Origin of the sequence: Pseudomonas sp. NPDC086581, assembly GCF_044746165.1 — a bacterium.
Lineage (GTDB): Bacteria > Pseudomonadota > Gammaproteobacteria > Pseudomonadales > Pseudomonadaceae > Pseudomonas.
This window is the reverse complement of record NZ_JBIVBR010000001.1, coordinates 209,219-228,863: the sequence shown is the minus strand read 5'-3', so window position 1 is coordinate 228,863 and position 19,645 is coordinate 209,219. Positions and strand designations below refer to the sequence as shown.

At 65.8% G+C, this 19,645-nt stretch carries 17 protein-coding genes; 8 read left to right on the top strand and 9 right to left on the bottom strand.

Annotation, left to right across the window (positions count from 1 at the left end; all coding sequences use genetic code 11):
* Positions 1 to 75: 75 nt before the first annotated feature.
* Positions 76 to 291 (top strand): DUF3079 domain-containing protein, encoded by a 216-nt coding sequence (locus ACIPK7_RS01010; RefSeq protein WP_401084537.1) that lies wholly within the window; start codon positions 76 to 78, stop codon positions 289 to 291.
* 77 nt (positions 292 to 368) lie between these two features.
* On the opposite strand, the gene ACIPK7_RS01005 is transcribed toward ACIPK7_RS01010, so the two are convergent.
* From ACIPK7_RS01005 to ACIPK7_RS00995, 3 genes are all read right to left on the bottom strand, one after another.
* A complete protein-coding gene (locus ACIPK7_RS01005) occupies positions 369 to 938 on the bottom strand; it encodes a hypothetical protein (RefSeq protein ID WP_401084535.1) in 570 nt (189 codons plus the stop codon).
* 132 nt (positions 939 to 1,070) lie between these two features.
* Positions 1,071 to 2,117: a class I SAM-dependent methyltransferase gene (locus ACIPK7_RS01000; RefSeq protein ID WP_192430358.1), complete on the bottom strand. Its 1,047-nt coding sequence runs from the start codon at positions 2,115 to 2,117 to the stop codon at positions 1,071 to 1,073.
* Between the two features lie 199 nt (positions 2,118 to 2,316).
* Positions 2,317 to 4,776: a DUF3772 domain-containing protein gene (locus ACIPK7_RS00995; RefSeq protein WP_401084532.1), complete on the bottom strand. Its 2,460-nt coding sequence runs from the start codon at positions 4,774 to 4,776 to the stop codon at positions 2,317 to 2,319.
* A 252-nt stretch (positions 4,777 to 5,028) separates the two neighbouring features.
* Here ACIPK7_RS00995 and ACIPK7_RS00990 point away from each other — a divergent pair, with 252 nt between their 5' ends.
* The 4 genes from ACIPK7_RS00990 (at position 5,029) to ACIPK7_RS00975 (ending at position 8,705) form a co-directional block, all read left to right on the top strand.
* Positions 5,029 to 6,069, top strand: coding sequence for a histone deacetylase family protein (locus ACIPK7_RS00990; protein WP_205336798.1), 1,041 nt, complete (start codon positions 5,029 to 5,031; stop codon positions 6,067 to 6,069).
* A gap of 87 nt (positions 6,070 to 6,156) precedes the next feature.
* Complete coding sequence (locus ACIPK7_RS00985; RefSeq protein WP_401084529.1) at positions 6,157 to 7,254, top strand: extracellular solute-binding protein; 1,098 nt, start codon at positions 6,157 to 6,159, stop codon at positions 7,252 to 7,254.
* Between the two features lie 202 nt (positions 7,255 to 7,456).
* Entirely contained in the window at positions 7,457 to 8,395 is a 939-nt protein-coding gene (locus ACIPK7_RS00980; protein WP_401084526.1) for a DMT family transporter, read from the top strand.
* A gap of 175 nt (positions 8,396 to 8,570) precedes the next feature.
* Positions 8,571 to 8,705: a PA1414 family protein gene (locus ACIPK7_RS00975; RefSeq protein ID WP_263866324.1), complete on the top strand. Its 135-nt coding sequence runs from the start codon at positions 8,571 to 8,573 to the stop codon at positions 8,703 to 8,705.
* Between the two features lie 75 nt (positions 8,706 to 8,780).
* Here the strand turns inward: ACIPK7_RS00975 and ACIPK7_RS00970 are convergent, their stop codons facing one another.
* From ACIPK7_RS00970 to speB, 6 genes are all read right to left on the bottom strand, one after another.
* Complete coding sequence (locus ACIPK7_RS00970; protein WP_401084523.1) at positions 8,781 to 9,506, bottom strand: MBL fold metallo-hydrolase; 726 nt, start codon at positions 9,504 to 9,506, stop codon at positions 8,781 to 8,783.
* A gap of 198 nt (positions 9,507 to 9,704) precedes the next feature.
* On the bottom strand, positions 9,705 to 11,306 hold the full coding sequence (locus ACIPK7_RS00965; RefSeq protein WP_401084520.1) for a 5-guanidino-2-oxopentanoate decarboxylase: 1,602 nt from the start codon (positions 11,304 to 11,306) through the stop codon (positions 9,705 to 9,707).
* Between the two features lie 90 nt (positions 11,307 to 11,396).
* The gene (locus ACIPK7_RS00960) at positions 11,397 to 12,776 is read right to left on the bottom strand and encodes a sodium:solute symporter (RefSeq protein WP_401084517.1); all 1,380 of its coding nucleotides are present in this window, start codon (positions 12,774 to 12,776) and stop codon (positions 11,397 to 11,399) included.
* Positions 12,777 to 12,906: 130 nt separating this feature from the next.
* Positions 12,907 to 14,421 carry a cytosine permease gene (locus tag ACIPK7_RS00955; protein WP_192430350.1) on the bottom strand — a complete coding sequence of 505 codons (1,515 nt, stop codon included), beginning with the start codon at positions 14,419 to 14,421 and terminating at the stop codon, positions 12,907 to 12,909.
* A gap of 25 nt (positions 14,422 to 14,446) precedes the next feature.
* Positions 14,447 to 14,857: a nuclear transport factor 2 family protein gene (locus ACIPK7_RS00950; protein ID WP_192430349.1), complete on the bottom strand. Its 411-nt coding sequence runs from the start codon at positions 14,855 to 14,857 to the stop codon at positions 14,447 to 14,449.
* A gap of 16 nt (positions 14,858 to 14,873) precedes the next feature.
* Complete coding sequence (speB, locus tag ACIPK7_RS00945; protein ID WP_015476374.1) at positions 14,874 to 15,833, bottom strand: agmatinase; 960 nt, start codon at positions 15,831 to 15,833, stop codon at positions 14,874 to 14,876.
* Positions 15,834 to 16,120: 287 nt separating this feature from the next.
* On the opposite strand from speB, the gene ACIPK7_RS00940 reads away from it, so the two are divergent.
* From ACIPK7_RS00940 to ACIPK7_RS00930, 3 genes are all read left to right on the top strand, one after another.
* The gene (locus ACIPK7_RS00940; protein ID WP_192430348.1) at positions 16,121 to 17,017 is read left to right on the top strand and encodes a LysR family transcriptional regulator; all 897 of its coding nucleotides are present in this window, start codon (positions 16,121 to 16,123) and stop codon (positions 17,015 to 17,017) included.
* Positions 17,014 to 17,607, top strand: coding sequence for a tRNA-uridine aminocarboxypropyltransferase (locus tag ACIPK7_RS00935; RefSeq protein WP_401084513.1), 594 nt, complete (start codon positions 17,014 to 17,016; stop codon positions 17,605 to 17,607). Before ACIPK7_RS00940 ends, ACIPK7_RS00935 begins: the two co-directional genes overlap by 4 nt.
* A gap of 238 nt (positions 17,608 to 17,845) precedes the next feature.
* A complete protein-coding gene (locus ACIPK7_RS00930; protein ID WP_401084511.1) occupies positions 17,846 to 19,462 on the top strand; it encodes an ABC-F family ATP-binding cassette domain-containing protein in 1,617 nt (538 codons plus the stop codon).
* Positions 19,463 to 19,645: the final 183 nt, after the last annotated feature.

Here is a 19,645-nt window from a genome sequence, read left to right as displayed (position 1 = left end):
TCGCGGATCAAGGCTCAGGTCGGTCTGACAGGCATAGCCTTCAGGAGTCCCACGAGGAAGCCCGAGGGCCTGACCATGGCCAAGAAATTCCCCCTCAATCCGCCGCACCCGGAGCGCATCTGCTGGGGCTGCGACCGATATTGCCCGGCAACCAACCTGGCCTGCGGCAACGGCGCGGACCGCACCATGCACCCGGCCGAAATGCTCGGCGATGACTGGTACCAGTACGGCGACTGGGGCATCGAGGTGCCGAAGACGATTCCCACCGTGCAGCTGGAGCCCTCCAGCTAGCGGATACCCGCGCCATTGCGGCGCCGGTCAAGACCAAAAGCGCGCACTCCCTCCCCGGAGTGCGCGCTTTTTCGTCATCAGCCCTTGGCGGGAGTGATGCCGTAGATCTTCTGGAAGCGGGCGATCAGCCCGACCGGCTTCTTCTCTTCCTTCTGCATCAGGTACACCACGCGCTCGCCATTGGGGCCGCTGGCGATTTCGGTGTGGCGGAAGATCGGTTCGCCCAGGCCGTTCATGTCGATCATGTCGCCGTAGCGCTGGGCCACGTAGATCACGCCTTCCTGGCGGATTTCGCCGTAGAAGCCGGCCGCCGGCGGCAGGCTCTGCTTGTAGAACTGGTAGGAGGCGATCTTCTTCGCGTCCTTGTCCTTGTCTTCGGCACGCACGACCAGCACGACGTTCTGGCCGAACTTGTCCTTCTCGCCGACTTCCTTGGTGTAGGTGGTCTTGCCGGTCACGATGTAGTCCCGGTAAACGGTGGCGTCATCGAACAGGTAGAGGGTCTCGTCGGTGCGGACCAGGTACCAGTCGTCGTTGTTGGGGGAGGCTTCCTTGCTGGCGACCGGAGCCTGAGCGGCGCAGCCGGCGAGGGCGGCGACGAGCACAGCGAGAGATGCAGCTTTGTTGGCAGTCTTTTTATTGAACATCTTGGGGGCTTCCCTGGGTTGAAAGCCTGCGAGTTTCAACGGGCCACATAACGAATTGATGACGTCCAAATGACGAATTGCTTCCGTGGTACAGCGCCCGTATTCCGGGCGCTGTAGCTGATCGGGGAGGCGTTACGGGCGGGCTTCGAGGATCAGGTTGAACGGCGTTTGCGCCGCGCGGCGGAAGCGGCTGAAGCCGGCCTCTTCGAATACCTTGCGCAGCCGCGCTTCGCCGGCTTGTGCACCCAGCCCCAGCCCGACTTCCTGGGACAGCGAATTGGGCGTGCAGATGAAGGTCGAGGCGGCATAGAACAGCCGGCCGACCGGGTTCTGGTTGTCGTCCAGGTGGTCATTGGCGAAGGGTTCCACCAACAGCACCGTGCCGTCCGCCTTCAGTGCCTGGCGAGCGTGTTGCGCGGCGCCCACCGGGTCGCCCATGTCGTGCAGGCAGTCGAAGAAGCAGATCAGGTCGTAGTCGTTGCCCGGGTAGTCCTTGGCGCTGGCGCGCTGGAAGCTGGCGCGCGCGGCGACGTCGGCCTGGTCGGCGCGCTGGTTGGCCACCTCGATGGACGGCTGGTGGTAGTCGAAGCCGACGAAGTTCGAGGCCGGGAAGGACTGCGCCATGACGATGGTGGAGGCACCGTGGCCGCAACCGACATCGGCGACCCGCGCGCCGCGTTCGAGCTTGCCGACCACTTCGTCCAGGGCCGGCAGCCACTCGGCCACCAGGTGCGCGCGGTAGCCGGGGCGGAAGAACTTCTCGGTGCCGGAGAACATGCACGGGTGGTGATCGCCCCAGGCCAGGGCGCCGTCGCCTCGCATGGCGGCGACCAGCTTGTCTTTGTCGTGGTAGAGCGCGGCGACCACCGACGCGCCGCCGGCGACGTACACCGGCGAGTCCTCGATGGCCAGCGCCATGGCCTGTTCCTCGGGCAGGCGGAAGTTGCCGTCCTGGTGCTCCATGTAGCCGGAGGCTGCGTGGGCGCTGAGCCATTCGCGCAGCAGGCGGGCATTGCAGCCGCTGCGTTCGGCCAGTTGCGCCGGGCTTAGCCACTGGCCGTCGGCCATGGCTTTGTAGAGGCCCAGTTCTTCGCCCAGGATGATGTTGGCGAGCATCGCCGCGCCACCCATGTCGGTGACCAGCTTGCCCATGAATTCGTTGAGTCTGGCTTCGTCCATCGCGCGATCTCCCGTGCGCAGCCGCGGGGAGGCCCGGCGGCAACCGAGGAAGGAAGGCGGCAGGCGGCAGTGCCGGGTGCCGCGACGGGCGCCGGCCAAAGGCGGGCACAGGACGCTGCGGGCGCAACGGAAACTCCCGCGCGGGACTGTTGCGCGAAGGCCGGCGAGGCGGCTGCCCTGCCGGCGTAACCCCTACATTCTACGGCGGTGGGTTCGACCCGGTGTCGTCGCCGACTTGCGGTGCAAGTGCCTCGTCGGCTGGCTCCTTGCGAGCCAGTTGCGGCCGTTGCAGGATCAGGTTCTGCGGAGTGCTAAGGCTGATACCGGCCTCGCGCAGGTCGCTGAAGAGGGTGAACAGCAGGTCGCTCTTGGTCGAGTACACCGCGCGCGGGCTGCTGACGTTGCCCGAGGCGGCCAGGGTCAGGCCGGTGGCGCTCAGGTCCTTGAAGGTCACCGAAGGGGCCGGGGTCTCGACGATGTTCTCGTGTTCGCTGTAAGCCTTGAGCATCAGTTCGCGGACCTTCTGCACGTCGGTGTCCAGCGGCAGGGTGAGGTTGATTCCGACCACGCCCAGCGCGCTGCCCATGGTCACGTTGCGCACGTTCTGCGAGATGAACTGGGAGTTCGGCACGATCACCGTGGACTGGTCGGACATCTGGATTTCCGTGGCGCGCACGTTGATCCGCCGGATATCGCCCTCCACGCCGCCGGTCAGGCTGACCCAGTCGCCCACCTTCACCGGACGCTCGGTGAGCAGGATCAGGCCGGAGATGAAGTTCTGCACGATGGCCTGCAGGCCGAAACCGATACCCACCGACAGGGCGCTGACCACCCAGGTCAGGCTGGTGAGGTTGATGCGCAGCGCCGAGAGCACCAGCAGCACCAGGATGACCATGCCGATGTAGCCCACCAGGGTCACCAGCGAGGCGCGCATGCCGGCGTCCATGCGGGTTTCCGGCAGCAACTCGTCAGCCAGCCAGCGCTTGAGCAGGCGCAGGCCGAACAGGCCGGCGGCCAGGGTGCCCAGGGCCAGCAGGATGTCCTGCGGAACGATGTTCAGACGCCCCAGCGACTGGCCGCTTTCCACCAGCTGCACCAGGCCCTGGAGCAGTTCGCCGGGGCTGGTGCCGGAGGTGGAGAAGGCGATCAGCAAGGTGGACAGCACCAGCAGGGTGCGCCCGGCGCCGGTCAGCAGGGTGGCGAACTGTGCCTGGTGGCGCGGATCGACACCCAGGTTCTCCGCGAGCCGCTGGCCGATGGGCTGGCGGGGCGACAGCAGTACCTCGCAGAGGTCGACGAACAGGCTCGTCAGCAGGTAGCCGGTGGCGCACACCACGCTGGCCCAGAGCAGCTTGCCAGCAAAAAAGTACGCCAGTGATAGATAGCCGGTGGCCAGTGCCAGCACGATCAGCAGCACCGTGATCAGCATCGCGAACACCAGGATACCGGCCAGCGGCGAGGTCTCGTGGCCTTCTGCCTCGCGGCGGGCGACGCGATAGCGATACAGCGCAATGCCGTACAGCACGGCGGTCGCCAGGGCGGTGAGGCCGTTGACCGCCACGGTCAGGGCGAGGCTGGCGCCGCTGGAGTTGTTGATGCGGTCCAGCGTGCCGAGCACCAGCAGCATCCAGGCCATCAGCCAGGGGAACGGAGATAGTGCGGTGGCGACCGGGTCGGGCAGGTCGGGCAGTCGCCAGGATGGCCGCTGCACGGCCAGCAGCGCACGACCGAGGCCGGCGGTGAAGGTGCAGAAGATCACCAGCGAAAGCATCTGGTCGCCCAGGTTTTCCATGTTGCCGCTGAGCTGCTCGTGCCAGTTCATGCCCTCGTGGATCACCGTGGCGCCGCCACCGAGGGTGAGGATAGTGGCCAGGCCGACCGCCACCGCCAGGGCGCTGCGGCGCAGGCGACCGACCGGAATCCAGCGGATCATCGCCTTGGTCAGCAGTTGTTCCAGCAGGCGGCGGCCGGGAATCCACAGCAGCAGGGCGACGAGCAGGCTGGCGATGAAGGGGGGACGGTGCTCGGGCTGCCAGACCGTGGCGAAGGCGTCGCCGATCTGCGCGCGCATGGATTGCAGGCGTGTCAGGTCGTCGTCGGTCGGGCGGATCAGGTTCGACCAGAAGCTGGGGCTCAGCGGCGGCGGGTAGCGCGTGGCGATCTGCGAATTGAACTGGCTGCGGCGCAGGTTGACGATCTGTGCGGCGAGATCCTGGGCGTTGCGATCCAGCTGGTTGGCGCGTTCCAGCTGCTTCTGCAGGTCCTTCTGGGCATTCGTCAGGTCATTGCGCTGCCGGGTCAGGCTTTCGGCCTCGTTGGGCGTGACCGGGCCGAGCACCTTGAGCTGGTCCTCGGTGCGCGACAGGGCCGTGCCGATGTCGGTGGCGTTCTGCTCAGCACGGGCCTGAACGGCCAGCGCGGACTGCCGCAGGTTCGACAGCAGGCCATCGTCGCTGTCGGCCGAAACGCGCTGGCGGATCAGTTCGAGGCGGGCGCTGAGCTGCTCGACGCCCGCATCCTCGGGCAGGTCCGGCAGCTGGATGGAATCGCCGGCCTGGACGTCGGTCGGTTCGTCCGCCAGCACGGCGCCAACGCCGGCCAGCGACAAGGTCAGCATCAGCAGCATACGGCTGCAGGCGCGTACGAAGGTCTCCCGCATCTTCCCCCATCCTGTGGTCAAAACGCTTGATGATGTTCGACCGGCCTTGCGCCCGGACAATTCCCTGAGCATAGCGCCGCTGCGGTGGGTCTTTGTCGGGCGAAAGTGGATAATCAACGCATACAGATGGTTAAGGGTCAGAAATTCTGGCCACATCGATCCCCTTTTGGCCGCTTCCGCTGTTCTGTGCGGCGCGGTCGCTGGGCAGAATTCCCGTCACCGGACAACAAGAATCCTTCAGAGGGTACTCCCATGCTTACCGTGTACAGCGATGATCACCGACTGCATTTCGGCCAGTCCGAACTGGTCGACGGCAAACTCCAGCCCTGCTTCGAGATGCCCAGCCGCGCGGACACCGTGCTGGCCCGCGTGAAGTCGCAGAACCTGGGCGAAATCATCGAGCCCAAGGACTTCGGCATGGAGCCGATCCTGCGCGCGCACAACACCCGCTACGTCGAATTCCTCAAGGGCGCCTGGGCCCGCTGGGCGGCCGAAGGCCATACCGGCGACCTGGTTTCCACCACCTTCCCGGGGCGCCGCCTGCTGCGTGACGGTCCGATCCCGACTGCGCTGATGGGCGAAGTGGGACACTACAGCTTCGACACCGAGGCGCCGATCACCGCCGGCACCTGGCAGGCCGTGTACAGCTCGGCCCAGGTCGCGCTGACTGCCCAGGACCACATGCGCCAGGGCGCAAGCACTGCCTTTGCCCTGTGCCGTCCGCCGGGCCACCACGCCGGCAGCGACTTCATGGGCGGTTACTGCTTCCTGAACAACGCCGCCATCGTCAGCCAGGCCTTCCTCGACCAGGGTGCCAAGCGTGTGGCCATCCTCGACGTGGACTACCACCACGGCAACGGCACCCAGGATATCTTCTACCGCCGCAACGACGTACTGTTTGCCTCGATCCATGGCGACCCGCTGGTGGAGTACCCGTACTTCCTCGGTCACGCCAACGAGCACGGCGAAGGTGCCGGCGAGGGCTACAACCATAACTACCCGCTGCCCCATGGCACCGGCTGGGATGGCTGGTTCGCTGCACTGGACGACGCTTGCCGGAAGATCGCCGACTACGCGCCGGACGCGGTGGTTGTATCGCTGGGCGTGGATACGTATAAGGACGACCCGATTTCCGAGTTCAAGCTGGACAGCCCGGACTACCTGAAGATGGGCGAGCGCATCGCCGCACTGGGTATTCCGACCCTGTTCATCATGGAAGGCGGTTACGCGGTGGAGGCCATCGGCGTCAACGCGGTGAACGTGCTGCAGGGCTACGAAGGCGCTGCGCGCTGATAAGACGAATCGGGCGGATGAGAATCCGCCCGATTGCATTTCATTGCTCGCAACCTTTTGCGCGAGCGCATCCAGCTGGGGAAGGACATGAACAAGAATACCGCGCTGCGCGGCCTGCTCGCCGCCGCCACCCTCGTCACGGCCAGCGTTGCCATCGCTGAGCCGCAAGTGCGCATCTACAACTGGTTCGACTACATCGGCCCGGACACCCTCAAGGGCTTCCAGGGCGAGACCGGCATCAAGCCGCAGTACGACGTCTACGACAGCAACGAAGTGCTGGAAGCCAAGCTGCTTTCCGGGCATTCGGGCTATGACGTGGTCGTGCCCAGCGACAGCTTCCTCCCCAACTACCTCAAGGCAGGCGTGTTCCAGCCGCTGGACAAGAGCAAGTTGCCGAACTGGAAGAATCTCAATCCCGCACTGCTCAAGGTGCTGGAGAGCAAGGACCCGGGCAACCAGTACGTGATGCCCTACATGTGGGGCACCAATGGCATCGCCTACAACGTCGACAAGGTCAAGGCCGTGCTCGGCGACAACGCGCCGGTGGACTCCTGGGACCTGGTGTTCAAGCCGGAAAACCTCGCCAAGCTGAAATCCTGTGGCGTGGCCTTCCTCGACTCGCCCACCGAGGTGATCCCGCAGGTCCTGCATTACCTGGGCCTTTCGCCCAACAGCCACAACCCGGACGACTATAAGAAGGCCGAGGAACTGCTGGCGAAGCTGCGCCCGAACATCACCTACTTCAGCTCCTCGAAGTTCGTCACCGATCTCGCCAACGGCGACGTCTGCGTGGCCCTGGCGTGGTCCGGCGGCGCGATGCAGGCGGCCAACCGGGCCAAGGAGGCGGGCAACGGCATCCACATCGAGTACCGCATTCCCAAGGAAGGCGCCGCTGCCTGGTTCGACGTGCTGGCGATTCCGAAGGACTCGAAGAACGTCGAGCAGGCCCACGCCTTCCTCAATTACCTGCTGCGCCCGGAAGTGGTCGCGCCGATCTCCGACTACGTCGCCTACGCCAACCCCAACCAGGCGGCGGACGGGCTGATCTCCAAGGAGCTGCACGACAACCCCAACGTCTACCCGCCGGCGGACGTGCAGGCCAAGCTGTTCTCGGTGGAAATGCTGCCGCCGAAACTGGAGCGCATCCGTACCCGCACCTGGACCCAGGTGAAATCCGGGAAATAATGTCGCTCGCGGCGCTCTGAGCTGGCTTAGCTGTACGAGCGGCGGTTTTCCATTGGCAGCCAATGGACGCTAGCTGGCATGATCGGCGGACTTTCTTCGAGGAAGTCCGCCGATTCCTATTTGGGCTTCCCGCTTTTGTTGAACTGCCGAGCCTTGCCATGACCTGCCCGAACGTTGCACACGCCTTCGCAAGGAGGCGTTCATGAACACGCCCACCAATATCGTCGAGCGCAAGGGCGCCGACGCTTTCGCCATCCAGGTCATGACCGGCCTCTGCGTGATCTGGGGCATCCAGGCGGTGATGGTGAAACTGGCCGCGCCGGATATCGCGCCGATCATGCAGGCCTTCGGGCGCAACCTGGTGGCCGCGGTGGCGGTGGGCCTGATCATGTGCTGGCGCGGCGGCTGGGAAGGCTTCCTGCGCCAGGGCACGCTCAAGGGCGGGCTGCTGGCCGGCGTGCTGTTCGCCGCCGAGTTCTTCTTCATCGCCCAGGGGTTGGTCTATACGTCGGCCTCGCATATGGCGGTGTTCATCTACACGGCGCCGATCTTCTCGGCGCTGGCGCTGCATTTCCTGCTGCCCAGCGAACGCCTGCGTCCGCTGCAGTGGCTGGGGATCGGCGTGTGCTTTGGTGGCATCGCGATGTGTTTCGGCGGTGGCTTCGACTTCGCCAGCATGGACAGCCGCATGCTGCTGGGCGATGCCTTCGGCGTGCTCGCCGGCTTCGCCTGGGGCATGACCACGGTAGCGGTTCGCACTACGCGGCTGTCCGAGGCCAAGCCGATCCTCACGCTGTTCTACCAGCTGCTGATCGCCGCACTGCTGCTGCCCTTCGCCGCGCTGGCGCTGGGCAAGACCCATGACGTCAGCTTCACCGCCATCGGCGTGGGCAGCGTGCTGTTCCAGGGGCTGGTGGTGTCGTTCTTCAGCTACTTCACCTGGTTCTGGCTGCTGCGCCGCTACCTGGCGTCGAACCTGGCGGTGTTTTCCTTCATGACGCCGATGTTCGGCATCGCTTTCGGCGTGCTGATTCTCGGCGAGCCGCTGACCCTGAATTTCGTCGCGGGCGCCGTGCTGGTGCTGGCGGGCATCACGCTGGTAAGCAGCGAGCAGTGGATCCGGCGGATGCTTCGCCGCTGATGGGGGAAATGTCGCGCTCTTGATTCAGGTCAGGCGCTGCGCCGAGGGAAGACGATAGGCTTTGTATCAAGGAGTGAGTGGCACGGGCGGAGAGTGGGACGCCGGGCTATTCTTCCTAGGGCGGCCCATGGTGGTAACGGGCCGCCCGACCTGAATTCGTACAAGGAGGCATTCCATGAAAGTCTGGCTGCAAAGCATTGCGTGGAAACTCGGTGTCACGCTCGGCCTGATCGAGCCTCCACGTCTGCAACCCATCCCCATCCGCAGCGACGAGCAACGTCGCCTGATGGAGCTGCGCCGGCGCTACTGATCGCGCCCCGCCCATCGCAAAAGGAAAACCCGCCAGCTGGCGGGTTTTTTGTTTTGGTTCTTCACGGATTGCCCGTTATTCGTGGGCCTTGAACCAGTCGTCGATCATCACCTTCAGCCGTTCCCCGGAGAAGCTGTCGAAGTGCCCGCCATGCACGGTACGCACCGGCAGCTCGCGCAGGCGCGCCAGGCTCGCGGCGTAGTCGTCGAGGTTGGAGTGGTAGGCATCCTCGATCAGCGGGCCGTCGTAGATGATGTCGCCGGAGAACAGCGTCTGCGTCTTCTCTTCCCACAGGCTGATGCCGCCCGGCGAGTGACCGGGAGTGTGCAGTACCTGCAGGGTGCGGTCGCCGAGGTCGAGCACGTCGCCTTCCTCGATGGTGCGGGTCGCCGGCGCGGCCTTGACGCGATATTCGGCGTAGCACAGCGGGCAGTCCGGGTGCGCGTCGAACATCTCGTCGCCGACGAAGGCGGTGGCCAGGGTGCGCTCGCCGTCAGGGCTGGCGAGGATGTCGGCTTCGGCCGGGTGCACCAGGCGCTCGTCGAACTCGTGGTGGCCGGCGATGTGGTCGAAGTGCGTGTGGCTGGCCACCGCCAGCAGCGGACGGTCGGTGAGCCAGGGCAGTTGCTCGCGCAGGCTGACCAGGCCGGAGCCGCTGTCCACCAGCACGTCGCGCTCGCGGCCCTGGATGTGCCACATGTTGCAGCGGTAGAAGGGGCGGACGTAGGGCTCGTGGATCAGGCTGACGCCGTCGTAGCAGTGGCGGACCTCGAACCAGCGGTCACGGGTGACAATCTTCATGGATTCGCGCCTTGTCGTGCTGAGCGTAGGGCGTAAAACCGTTTGCAGTTGTACGCCGGTACACCGTGCCATTCGTTGGCGCCAGGGCCAAGCCCGGCGTGCTGGAGCTCTTCGTAGGAGCGAGCTTGCTCGCGAACACTTCCCGGGTTGGGCGGTTCGCGAGCAAGCTCGCTCCTGCAGGACTTCCCGGTGCGCTGATTACGGCGCGAACGGCGCCGCTTCCATCACTTCCACGATCAGCGGGCGATCGCTCGGCGCGGTGCGCAGCAGCTCCTGCAGGTGGTCGTGGTCGCGGGCGCGCTCGGCGGCACAGCCGAAGCCCCTGGCGATGGCGAGGAAGTCCGGGGTGTAGATGTCCACGCCCAGCGGGGTGATGTCGCGGCGTTCCATGTAGCGCTTGATCTCGCCGTAGCCGTGGTTGTTCCACAGCAGCACGACGATGCCCACCTTGGCTTCCACGGCGCTGGCCAGTTCGGTCATGGTGAACTGCAGGCCACCGTCGCCCATCAGGCTGATCACCGGGCGGCCCGGCTCACCGAGCTTGGCGCCAATGGCGGCCGGCAGGCCGTAGCCCAGGGTGCCGTAGCCAGTGGAGGCGTTGAACCAGCGACGACCGCCGTCCAGCTCCACCAGGTGGTTGCCGCTGTAGACGGTCTGGGTCGAGTCGCCGACGAAGCGGGCGTCGGGCAGCACTTCGAGGATCTTGTCGAACAGGGTGCGGTAGTGTGCCCAGCCGCTGAAGTCCTCGGCCAGTTGCGCACGCACCTTGGCCGCGCGCTGGGCGCCGGGGCTGGTAGCGTCGGCCTCGCGGGCCGGCAGCAGTTCCAGCAGGGCGCGCATGGCGGTGCGGGCGTCGGCCTGGATGGCGATGGTCGGCGCGAAGTTGCGCATCAGCTGCTGCGGATCGATATCGATGCGGATCAGCTCGCCGCCGATCTTGAAGTTGCCGTCGAACACCACGTCATAGTCGGTCTCACCCAGCTCGGTGCCGATGGCCAGCACCACGTCGGCTTCCAGCGCGAGTTCACGGACCGGGATCAGCGACTGGTTGCTGCCGATCAGCAGCGGGTGGTCCGGCTGCAGCAGGCCCTTGGCGTTGATGGTCTGTGCGGTCGGTGCGTCCAGCGCGATGGCCAGGGCGCGGGCTTCTGCCTGGGCGGCGACGCAGCCGCCACCGAGCAGCAGCAGCGGTTTCTGCGCCTTGGCCAGCTTGGCGGCGGCTTCATGCAGCGGCGAGCGGGCCGGGGCCGGGCGGGCCAGTTGGACGCGCGGCAGCACCTGCATGTGGTCGGCCGGGGCGGTGATGATGTCCAGCGGCAGCTCGATGTGCACCGGGCGCGGGCGCTCGCTGTCGAACACGGCGAAGGCGCGGGCCAGCACGGCCGGCAGTTCGTCGACGCTCATCAGGGTATGACTGAAGGCGCTGACGCCGGCAACCATGGCGCGCTGGTTCGGCAGCTCGTGCAGGTAGCCGTTGCCGTGGGCGAGGCGCGAGCGCTCGTTGACGCTCGAGATCACCAGCATGGGAATGGAGTCGGCGTAGGCCTGGCCCATGGCGGTGAGGATGTTGGTCATGCCCGGGCCGGTGATGATGAAGCAGGTGCCCGGCTTGCCGGTGACGCGCGCGTAGCCGTCGGCCATGAAGCCGGCGCCCTGTTCGTGGCGCGGGGTGATGTGGCGGATGCCGCTGTGGGGCAGGCCGCGGTACAGCTCGACGGTGTGTACGCCGGGGATGCCGAAGACGGTATCGACGCCCCAGGCTTCGAGTTGCTTGACGAGGAATTCGCCGCAGGTGGTCATGGCAGTTCCTTACTATTCGTGGGTGAGGTCATGATGCAAAAGGGCGCGGAGATCATCTCGCCGCGCCCTCTTGCCTAGCGCACGTTCTTATCAGGCCGCGTTGGCTACCGGCGCCGGGCGCGGCGACAGCAGGCTGACGACGATGAAGCTGACCAGGCCGATGGCCAGGCTGTAGTAGATCGGGGTGTTCGCGTCGAAACCATCCTTGAGCATGAATACCAGTGCGGTGATGAAGCCCAGAGCCATGCTGGTGATGGCGCCGGCGGTGGTGGCGCGCTTCCAGTAGATGGCGCCGATCAGCGGGATCAGCATGCCGCCCACCAGCAGGTTGTACGCCAGGGTCAGGGCGCTGAGCACGTCGTTCACCAGCAGGGCGATGGCCAGGACCACGACACCGGTGATCAGGGTGCAGAGGCGGTTCAGGCTCAGGCGGGTGGAGCGCTGGCCGGTGAAGATCGGCAGCAGGTCTTCGGTGATGGTGGTGGAGGCGGCGAGCAGGCCGGCGCTGGCGGTGGACATCATCGCGGCCAAGGCCGCAGCGATCACCAGGCCACGGATACCGTCCGGCAGGGCGGCGCTGACGATGGCGGCGAAGGCGTTGTTGACGTTGTCCAGGTCAGGCAGCAGGACCTTGGCGCACATGCCGATCAGCGCGCCGACCAGGCCGTAGATCACGCAGTACACGCCCGCGGCGGTGCCGGCGTACTTGGTGACCTTCTCGTCGCGGGCGGTAAACACACGCTGCCAGATGTCCTGGCCGATCAGGATGCCGAAGAAGTAGATCAGGAAGTAGGTGATGATGGTGTCGTAGCCGATGGTGTGGAAGCTGAAGGCGGTCGCCGGCAGCTTCGCTACCAGTTCGTCCCAGCCGCCCACGCGGTACAGGCAGATCGGCAGCAGGATGAACATCAGGCCGACGGTCTTGATGATGAACTGCACGATGTCAGTCAGGGTCAGGGACCACATACCGCCAATGGTGGAGTAGATCACCACGACACCGCCGCCCAGCAGCACGGATACCCAGAACGGCAGGCCGAACAGGACCTGCATCACGGTGCCGATGGCCAGGGTGGAGACCACGCCGATCATCAGGGCGTAGGCGAACATGATCACCGCCGAAGCCTGGCGGGCCATTGGGTTGTAGCGGCGCTCCAGGACCTGGGTGACGGTGAAGATGCGCAGCTTGAGCAGCGGTTTGGCGAGGAACAGGTTCAGCGCGATGATGCCGGCGCCCAGTGCCGCGCACAGCCAGAAACCAGAGATGCCATGGACGTAGCCCAGGCGCACGGTACCCACGGTGGAGGCGCCGCCCAGGACGGTAGCCGCCATGGTGCCCATGTAGAACGACGGGCCGAGATTGCGGCCGGCGACGAGGTAGTCCTCGTGGGTCTTGGCGCGGCGCATGCCGTACCAGCCCAGCCATAACATGCCGGCGGCATATATCAGTACGACGATCAGATCTAACGCCATGGTTGGTTCCTCACACTTGCATTGTCATTGTTGCCGCGCGCTCGTGGCGTGCGGTAGGCCATCGGACCGGTGGCAACCGGTCCGATGGGGGCTTTGGGGTCAAACGCTTCGCCAGGCAGCGAAGCCTGGATCAGGCCGTCGGCTCGCTGATGCTGCGTACCGGACGGTCATGGCTGGCAACCCAGCGCGGGCCCTTGGGGCCGTAGACGCCAGCGGGTTCGGGGAAGCTGCGCAGCAGGGCGATGTAGAGCAGGGCGGCCATGCCGAGGGTCACCGGCAGGCTGATGTCGATACCGCCGGCCAGGTTGCCCAGCGGGCCGACGAACTGGCCCGGCAGGTTGACGAAGCACAGGCCCATGGCCGCACTCGGAATCCACGCACCCATGCCACGCCAGTTCCAGCCGTTGTGGAACCAGTAGGCGCCGCCTTCCTGGCCACGGGTGAACACCTGCAGGTCATCGGCGTGGTAGAAGCCGCGGCGGATGATCAGGCCGAGGATCATGATCACCATCCAGGGACTGGTGCAGGTGATGATCAGCACGGCGAAGGTGGACACGCTCTGCACCAGGTTCGCGGCGAAGCGACCGATGAAGATGAAGGCGATGGACAGCAGGCCGATCAGCAGGGTGGCCTGCACGCGGTTGAGCAGGCGCGGGAACACGCTGGACATGTCCAGGCCGGTGCCGTACAGCGAGGTGGTGCCGGTAGACATGCCGCCGATCACCGCGATCAGGCACACGGGCAGGAAGAACCAGCTCGGCGACACGGCCAGCAGGCCGCCGACGTAGTTGTTCTGCGCGATGTAGTCCGGGGCGTTGACCGCAACGATGGTGGCGGTGGCCAGGCCGAACAGGAACGGGATCAGGGTCGCCAGCTGGGCGAGGATCACCGCCAGCATGATGCGCTTCTGCGAGGTCTGGCGCGGGATGTAGCGCGCCCAGTCGCCGAGGAAGGCGCCGAAGGATACCGGGTTGCTCATGGCCAGCAGGGCGGCGCCGATGAAGGCGGCCCAGAAACCTTCGCTGCCCATCTGCACGGTGCCGGCGTAGCCAGCGTCGAAGGGACCGGCGAAGGCGAACAGGCCGAGCAGGAACAGCAGGCTGGCGGCCCACACGGCGATCTTGTTGACCATCAGCATGAAGCGGAAGCCGTAGATGCAGACGATCAGCACCAGCACGGCGAACAGGCCATAGGCCAGACCCAGGGTCAGGTCGGTTTCCGGCAGATCGAACAGGCGCTTGGCGCCACCGATCAGCGCATCGCCCGAGCTCCAAACGGAGAGGGAGAAGAAGGCGACGGCGGTGAGCAGCGACAGGAACGAGCCGACGATCCGCCCGTGTACGCCGAAGTGGGCGCCCGAGGAGACCGCGTTGTTGGTGCCGTTTAGCGGGCCGAACAGGCCCATGGGCGCGAGGATGATCGAACCGACCAGCACGCCGAGCACGATGGCCCAGACGCCAGCCTGGAACGACAGCCCGAACAGCACCGGGAAGCTGCCCAGCACGGCGGTGGCGAAGGTGTTGGCGCCACCGAAGATCATGCGGAACAGGTCGGTGGGCGTGGCGTTGCGTTCGTTGTCCGGGATCTGTTCGACCCCGAATGTCTCGATCGTTGTGATTGCGTGTGCTTTGTTGTTGTTATCCATGACTTCCTCCCGGGGAGCCCTGTCTTTATGGCGTCGGAGACGGTGACAGGTGCTCGTGTGTGGCCAGCCAGCGGCCCAGTTTCGGATCACGGCGGAAGACGATGGTCTCCCGTTCGTGGTTCAGGCTTTCCTCTCCCTGGATGCGCAGCCGCGTGGCGACGTCGTGGCAGAACACGGCCACGTCTTCGCCCTGCAGGCTCACAAAGGTGTTGCTCGAAAGGCAGTCAAGGACCTCGAAGCCATCGTCACGCAACCAGCCTTCCCACACCTCGCGGTAAGCCGCGCGCGACAGCAGCGGCTGCGGCCAGGTGTGGAAGATGAAGCTGGCGTCTTCGCTGAAGGCGGCGAAGTAGGCTTCGGTGTCGGTGCGCGCGAAGGCTGCCACGAGATCGCGGGCAGCCTCCAGCACCTGTGCTACGCAGGCGTCGTTATTCATGTAAGTGCTCGTGCGCTCAGCGGCGCTCTACGCCCGGGAGGATGCAGAGCATTTCGTACAGCAGGTTGGCGCCGAGCAACGAGGTGTTGCCGGTGGTGTCGTAGGGCGGGGAGACCTCGACCAGGTCGCAGCCAATGATGTCCAGGCCTTGGCAGCCACGGACGATCTCGATCGCCTGGATGGTGGTCAGGCCGCCGATTTCCGGGGTACCGGTACCGGGCGCCCAGGCCGGGTCGATGCCGTCGATGTCGAAGGACAGGTACACCGGGCCGCCGCCGACTTTCTCGCGGACTTCGGCCATCAGCGGTTCCAGCGACTTGTGCCAGCACTCTTCGGCCTGCACCACGCGGAAGCCCTGCTTGCGGCTCCAGTTGAAGTCTTCGGCGGTGTAGCCCTGCGCACGCAGCCCGATCTGCACCACGCGGTCGCAGTCCAGCAGGCCTTCTTCCACCGCGCGGCGGAAGGTGGTGCCGTGGGCGATCTTCTCGCCGAACATGTGGTCGTTCACATCGGCGTGGGCGTCGATGTGCACCAGGCCGACCTTGCCGTGCTTCTTGTGGATGGCACGCAGGATCGGCAGGGTGATGGTGTGGTCGCCGCCCAGGGTCAGCGGGAGGATGCCGTGGTCGAGGATCTTGTCGTAAGCCTCCTCGATGATGCGCACCGCTTCCATCAGGTTGAAGGTGTTGATCGCCACGTCACCGATGTCGGCGATGTTCAGCGAATCGAACGGCGCAGCGCCGGTGGCCATGTTGTACGGACGGATCATCACCGACTCGGCGCGGATTTCGCGCGGCCCGAAACGGGTGCCCGAGCGCAGGGAGGTGCCGATGTCCAGGGGCACGCCGACGAAGGCGGCGTCCAGCTCGTTGAGCTCTTCGGGGGACTGGATATGCGGCAGGCGCATCATGGTGGCGATGCCGCCGAAACGCGGCATTTCATTGCCGCCCAGGGGCTGGTGAAGTTTCTTGTCCATGGGAAGGGCCTCAGGCTGATCGCTGTCTTCGTGGAAACAGGCTTGTTGAATACTGAGACCGGATTCTCATCAGCCGGGGTAGTAGAAAAAATCGCTGGCTACAAATAATCACTTCAGAGTTTTCTAAACTAATCGGGGCGGCTAGACTGCGCCACCTTGCCGCAGCGGACGGCCCGCCGAGCTTGTGGCCTGCGGTTCCTGGATAGATAGCTGGCTTTCTATCCTCTGTTTTCAGGTGCAGAAACTACTGAACTAGAGCGGCCCGGCCGCGGTTTTGCGGAGACTTCATGAGCGCGAGCGCACTGCCCGACGTCAAACTGCTGCGGATTTTTGCCTGCGTGGTGCGCAGCCAGGGTTTCGCCGCCGCCCAGCAGGAGTTGAATCTGTCGACCTCGGCGATCAGTACCTACATGAGCCAGTTGGAGAATCAGCTGGGCATCGTACTCTGCCACCGCGGCCGGGGCGGCTTCGGGCTGACCAGCAAGGGCGAGCTGTTCCATCAGGAAACCCTGCGCATCCTCGGCGAACTGGAAGGCTTCGAGCGCTACGCAGCGACCTTGAAGGGCGAACTGCGCGGCACCTTGAACCTGGGCGTATTGGACTCCACCGTGAGCGACCCGGCGCTGCCGCTGGCCGACGTGATCGGCTCCTTCAGCGGCCTGCACCCGGCGGTGCACCTGCATCTTCAGGTGCAGAGCCCCTACGAGCTGCAACTGGCGGTGCTGGATAATCGCCTGGACCTGGCCATCGGTTCCTTCTTCAGCCGGATGAACGGCCTGGTCTACCAGCCTCTCTATAGAGAGCAGCACTGGCTGTACTGCAGCGACCGCCATCCGCTGTTCGACGGCCGGCGCATTCCTGCCGAACTGATCACCCAGCAGCGCATGGTCGGCCGTGGCTACTGGAGCCAGGCGGAACTGGCGCGGCACGGCTTCAAGCACAGCGCCGGCACCGTGGAGAGTATGGAGGCGCAGCTGATCCTGATTCTCTCCGGCGGCTACATCGGCTACCTGCCCGAGCACTACGCGCACCCCTGGGTAGAACAGGGCCGCCTGCGCGCGCTGCTGCCGGCGACCTTCGGTTACCAGGCACCGTTTTCGCTGATCCTGCGTCGCGGCCGATCCCGCGAGCCGCTGATCCAGAACTTCCGCGACCTGCTGCGCACCCAGCCGAGCCAGTCGTGAGCCGCGCTCGCTGTCCGCGCTGCGAGCGCCCGCTGGACCACTGCCTGTGCGCGCTGATCCCGCGCCTGGACAACCGCACCCGCGTGCTCCTGCTGCAGCATCCGAACGAAGTCGGGCATGCGCTGAACACCGCGCGCTTGGCGGCGCTTGGACTGGCCAACGCGGAGCTGATAGTGGGAGAGGATTTCAGCGGCCTCGACCTATCCGCCTGGGACGCCTGGCTGCTGTTCCCCGGCGAATCCGCCGTGGCGCTGGCCGAGCTGGTTGCGCAGCCTGTGGATAAGCCGCGCCTGCTGGTGGTGCCCGACGGCACCTGGCGCAAGGCGCGCAAGTTGCTGCACCTCAACCGGAACCTCGCAGCGCTGCCGAGAGTCGTGCTGCCGGAAGGGCTGACCTCGCGCTACCGCCTGCGCAAGGCGCCTGCCGAAGGTGCGCTGTCGACCATCGAGGCGGTGGTGCAGGCACTCGATGCGCTGGATGCGCCGCAGTCCCATGCCGACCTGCTGCGCCCGTTCGATGCGCTGATCGAAGGGCAGATCGCGGCGATGGGGGAGGAGACTTTCCAGCGCAATCATGGGCCGCGAAGCTGACCCGCTTTTCGTAGGAGCGAGCTTGCTCGCGAACCGATTGTCCTCCGACGGCGTGGTGGGGCGGGTTCGCGAGCAAGCTCGTTCCTAAAAGATCACTGCGTGCGCGCTATACTGCGCCCCTCATCCCCCCTTCGCGAGGTGTTCGTCCGATGCGCAATTGATGCCGCCGTGGTTTCACGGCCCGTTTCTTTCCCTGGCCCGTTCCCGGGGGACTTCCGGCATCACTCTGGTATTGCGCATGACGAGCCTGTTCACCCTGGCGCTGCAAGGCGTCTCCTTCCAATTGCCCAGCGGCGAGCCGTTGCTGAGCGACCTTAACGAAAACTTCGACGACCGCCGCACCGCGCTGGTTGGGCGAAATGGCGCGGGCAAGTCCGTGCTGGCGCGGATCATGGCCGGCGAGTTGGTCGCCAGCGCCGGCCGCTGTCTGGCGTCCGGGCCGGTGCATTACTTGCCGCAGCGCATCGAGCCGCGGGCGTTCCGCTGCGTCGCGGAGCTGGCGGGCGTGCAGCCGCTGCTGGACGCGCTGACGCGTGTCGAGGCCGGTGGTGTCGATCCCGTTGACTTCGAATGCCTCGACGGACATTGGGATATCCGCGCCCGCCTCGAGGCCGAACTGGCCGAGGCCGGGCTCGCCCATCTGCAGCCGGACACACCTGCGTCACGCCTCAGCGGCGGCGAATGCACACGAGTGGCGCTGCTCGGCGCCTGGCTCAGCGACGCAGACTGGCTGATCCTCGACGAACCGAGCAACCACCTCGACAGCGCCGGCCGCGAGGCCCTGCGCGATCAGCTACGGCGCTGGCGCGGCGGCCTGATCCTGATCAGCCATGATCGTCTGCTGCTGGACGATATGCAGCGCATCGTCGAACTGTCGTCGGCCGGCCTCCGCAGTTACTCCGGCGGCTACGCCTTCTATCGCGAGGTACGCCAGCAGGAGCAGGACAATGCCGAGCGGGAGTTGCAGCGGCGCAAGCTGGAGCGTGATCGCCAGCAGCAAGCCATGCGGGAGCAGCGCGAGCGACAGGAGCACCGCCAGGCGAAGGGGCGCAAGGAGGCGAAACAAGCCAACCAGGCGAAGATCCTCGTCGACCGACAGAAGGAACGTAGCCAGACCAGCATCGCGCGCCTGGTCACGCAGCATGATGAGCGGCGGGAACGGCTGGCACGCGAGGTGCGCGAGGCTGGCGGACAGTTATCCGAAGACGCCCCGGTGGCGCTGAACGCGCCGGACTGCGAGTTGCCAGAATCTCGTGGTGTGTTGCTGCTGGAGGCAGTGCGTCTGCCGTTCGGCAATGCCGCGCCACTCGATCTGCAGTTGAACGGCCCGCGCCGCGTGGCAGTCACCGGACGCAACGGCAGCGGCAAGTCGACCCTGCTCAAGGTGATCGCGGGCGTGCTCGGTCCCGCTGCGGGTTCCTGCGAAGTGAGGGTGCGCAGCGCCTATCTCGATCAGCATCTTGTCGCGCTGTCGCCCGAGCGCTCGGTGCTGGACCTGCTGCAGGAGCGCAATCGCCTGGCGGACCCTTCGGTGCTGCGCACCCGGCTCGCACAACTGGGTTTGCCGGCGGCCCGGGTCGGGCTGCCCAGCGGTCTGCTCAGTGGCGGCGAGCGGCTGAAGGCGGCGCTGGCCTGCGAGCTCTACGCCGAGCATCCGGCGCAGCTGCTGCTCCTGGATGAGCCAGACAACCACCTCGACCTTCCGTCCCGCGAGGCGCTGGAAAACCTGCTGCGGCAATATCGGGGGGCGCTGCTGGTGGTATCCCATGACAAAGCGTTCCTGGACCGGCTGGAGCTAGAGTCGCGGTTGGAATGCACGGAGGACGGCTGGCGCTGGTCGGTCGCTATCTCGTAGCACCGAAGCGCCGGCTGCTGCGGGGATTACGTGGCGGTTTCTATGCCTGGCAGCAGCGGCCCCCTCGACGAAAGAAATAGCGAATCGGCGTCCTGCCAAGGACTTCCGCGGTTCGGTGATGCATCGCGCATGCAGCAGGCCCTGAAACTTGCTGTGCTGGAGACGGCCGCTGCACGCCGACAG

What these genes read in the sequence shown, in the direction of transcription:
- ACIPK7_RS00960 (WP_401084517.1), bottom strand. Translation starts at nt 12,776, where the DNA reads ATGGCGTTAGATCTGATCGTCGTACTGATATATGCCGCCGGCATGTTA.
- ACIPK7_RS01005 (WP_401084535.1), bottom strand. Translation starts at nt 938, where the DNA reads ATGTTCAATAAAAAGACTGCCAACAAAGCTGCATCTCTCGCTGTGCTC.
- ACIPK7_RS00930 (WP_401084511.1), top strand. Translation starts at nt 17,846, where the DNA reads ATGACGAGCCTGTTCACCCTGGCGCTGCAAGGCGTCTCCTTCCAATTG.
- ACIPK7_RS00985 (WP_401084529.1), top strand. Translation starts at nt 6,157, where the DNA reads ATGAACAAGAATACCGCGCTGCGCGGCCTGCTCGCCGCCGCCACCCTC.
- speB (WP_015476374.1), bottom strand. Translation starts at nt 15,833, where the DNA reads ATGGACAAGAAACTTCACCAGCCCCTGGGCGGCAATGAAATGCCGCGT.
- ACIPK7_RS01000 (WP_192430358.1), bottom strand. Translation starts at nt 2,117, where the DNA reads ATGGACGAAGCCAGACTCAACGAATTCATGGGCAAGCTGGTCACCGAC.
- ACIPK7_RS00990 (WP_205336798.1), top strand. Translation starts at nt 5,029, where the DNA reads ATGCTTACCGTGTACAGCGATGATCACCGACTGCATTTCGGCCAGTCC.
- ACIPK7_RS00980 (WP_401084526.1), top strand. Translation starts at nt 7,457, where the DNA reads ATGAACACGCCCACCAATATCGTCGAGCGCAAGGGCGCCGACGCTTTC.
- ACIPK7_RS00940 (WP_192430348.1), top strand. Translation starts at nt 16,121, where the DNA reads ATGAGCGCGAGCGCACTGCCCGACGTCAAACTGCTGCGGATTTTTGCC.
- ACIPK7_RS00955 (WP_192430350.1), bottom strand. Translation starts at nt 14,421, where the DNA reads ATGGATAACAACAACAAAGCACACGCAATCACAACGATCGAGACATTC.
- ACIPK7_RS00995 (WP_401084532.1), bottom strand. Translation starts at nt 4,776, where the DNA reads ATGCGGGAGACCTTCGTACGCGCCTGCAGCCGTATGCTGCTGATGCTG.
- ACIPK7_RS00950 (WP_192430349.1), bottom strand. Translation starts at nt 14,857, where the DNA reads ATGAATAACGACGCCTGCGTAGCACAGGTGCTGGAGGCTGCCCGCGAT.
- ACIPK7_RS01010 (WP_401084537.1), top strand. Translation starts at nt 76, where the DNA reads ATGGCCAAGAAATTCCCCCTCAATCCGCCGCACCCGGAGCGCATCTGC.
- ACIPK7_RS00975 (WP_263866324.1), top strand. Translation starts at nt 8,571, where the DNA reads ATGAAAGTCTGGCTGCAAAGCATTGCGTGGAAACTCGGTGTCACGCTC.
- ACIPK7_RS00970 (WP_401084523.1), bottom strand. Translation starts at nt 9,506, where the DNA reads ATGAAGATTGTCACCCGTGACCGCTGGTTCGAGGTCCGCCACTGCTAC.
- ACIPK7_RS00965 (WP_401084520.1), bottom strand. Translation starts at nt 11,306, where the DNA reads ATGACCACCTGCGGCGAATTCCTCGTCAAGCAACTCGAAGCCTGGGGC.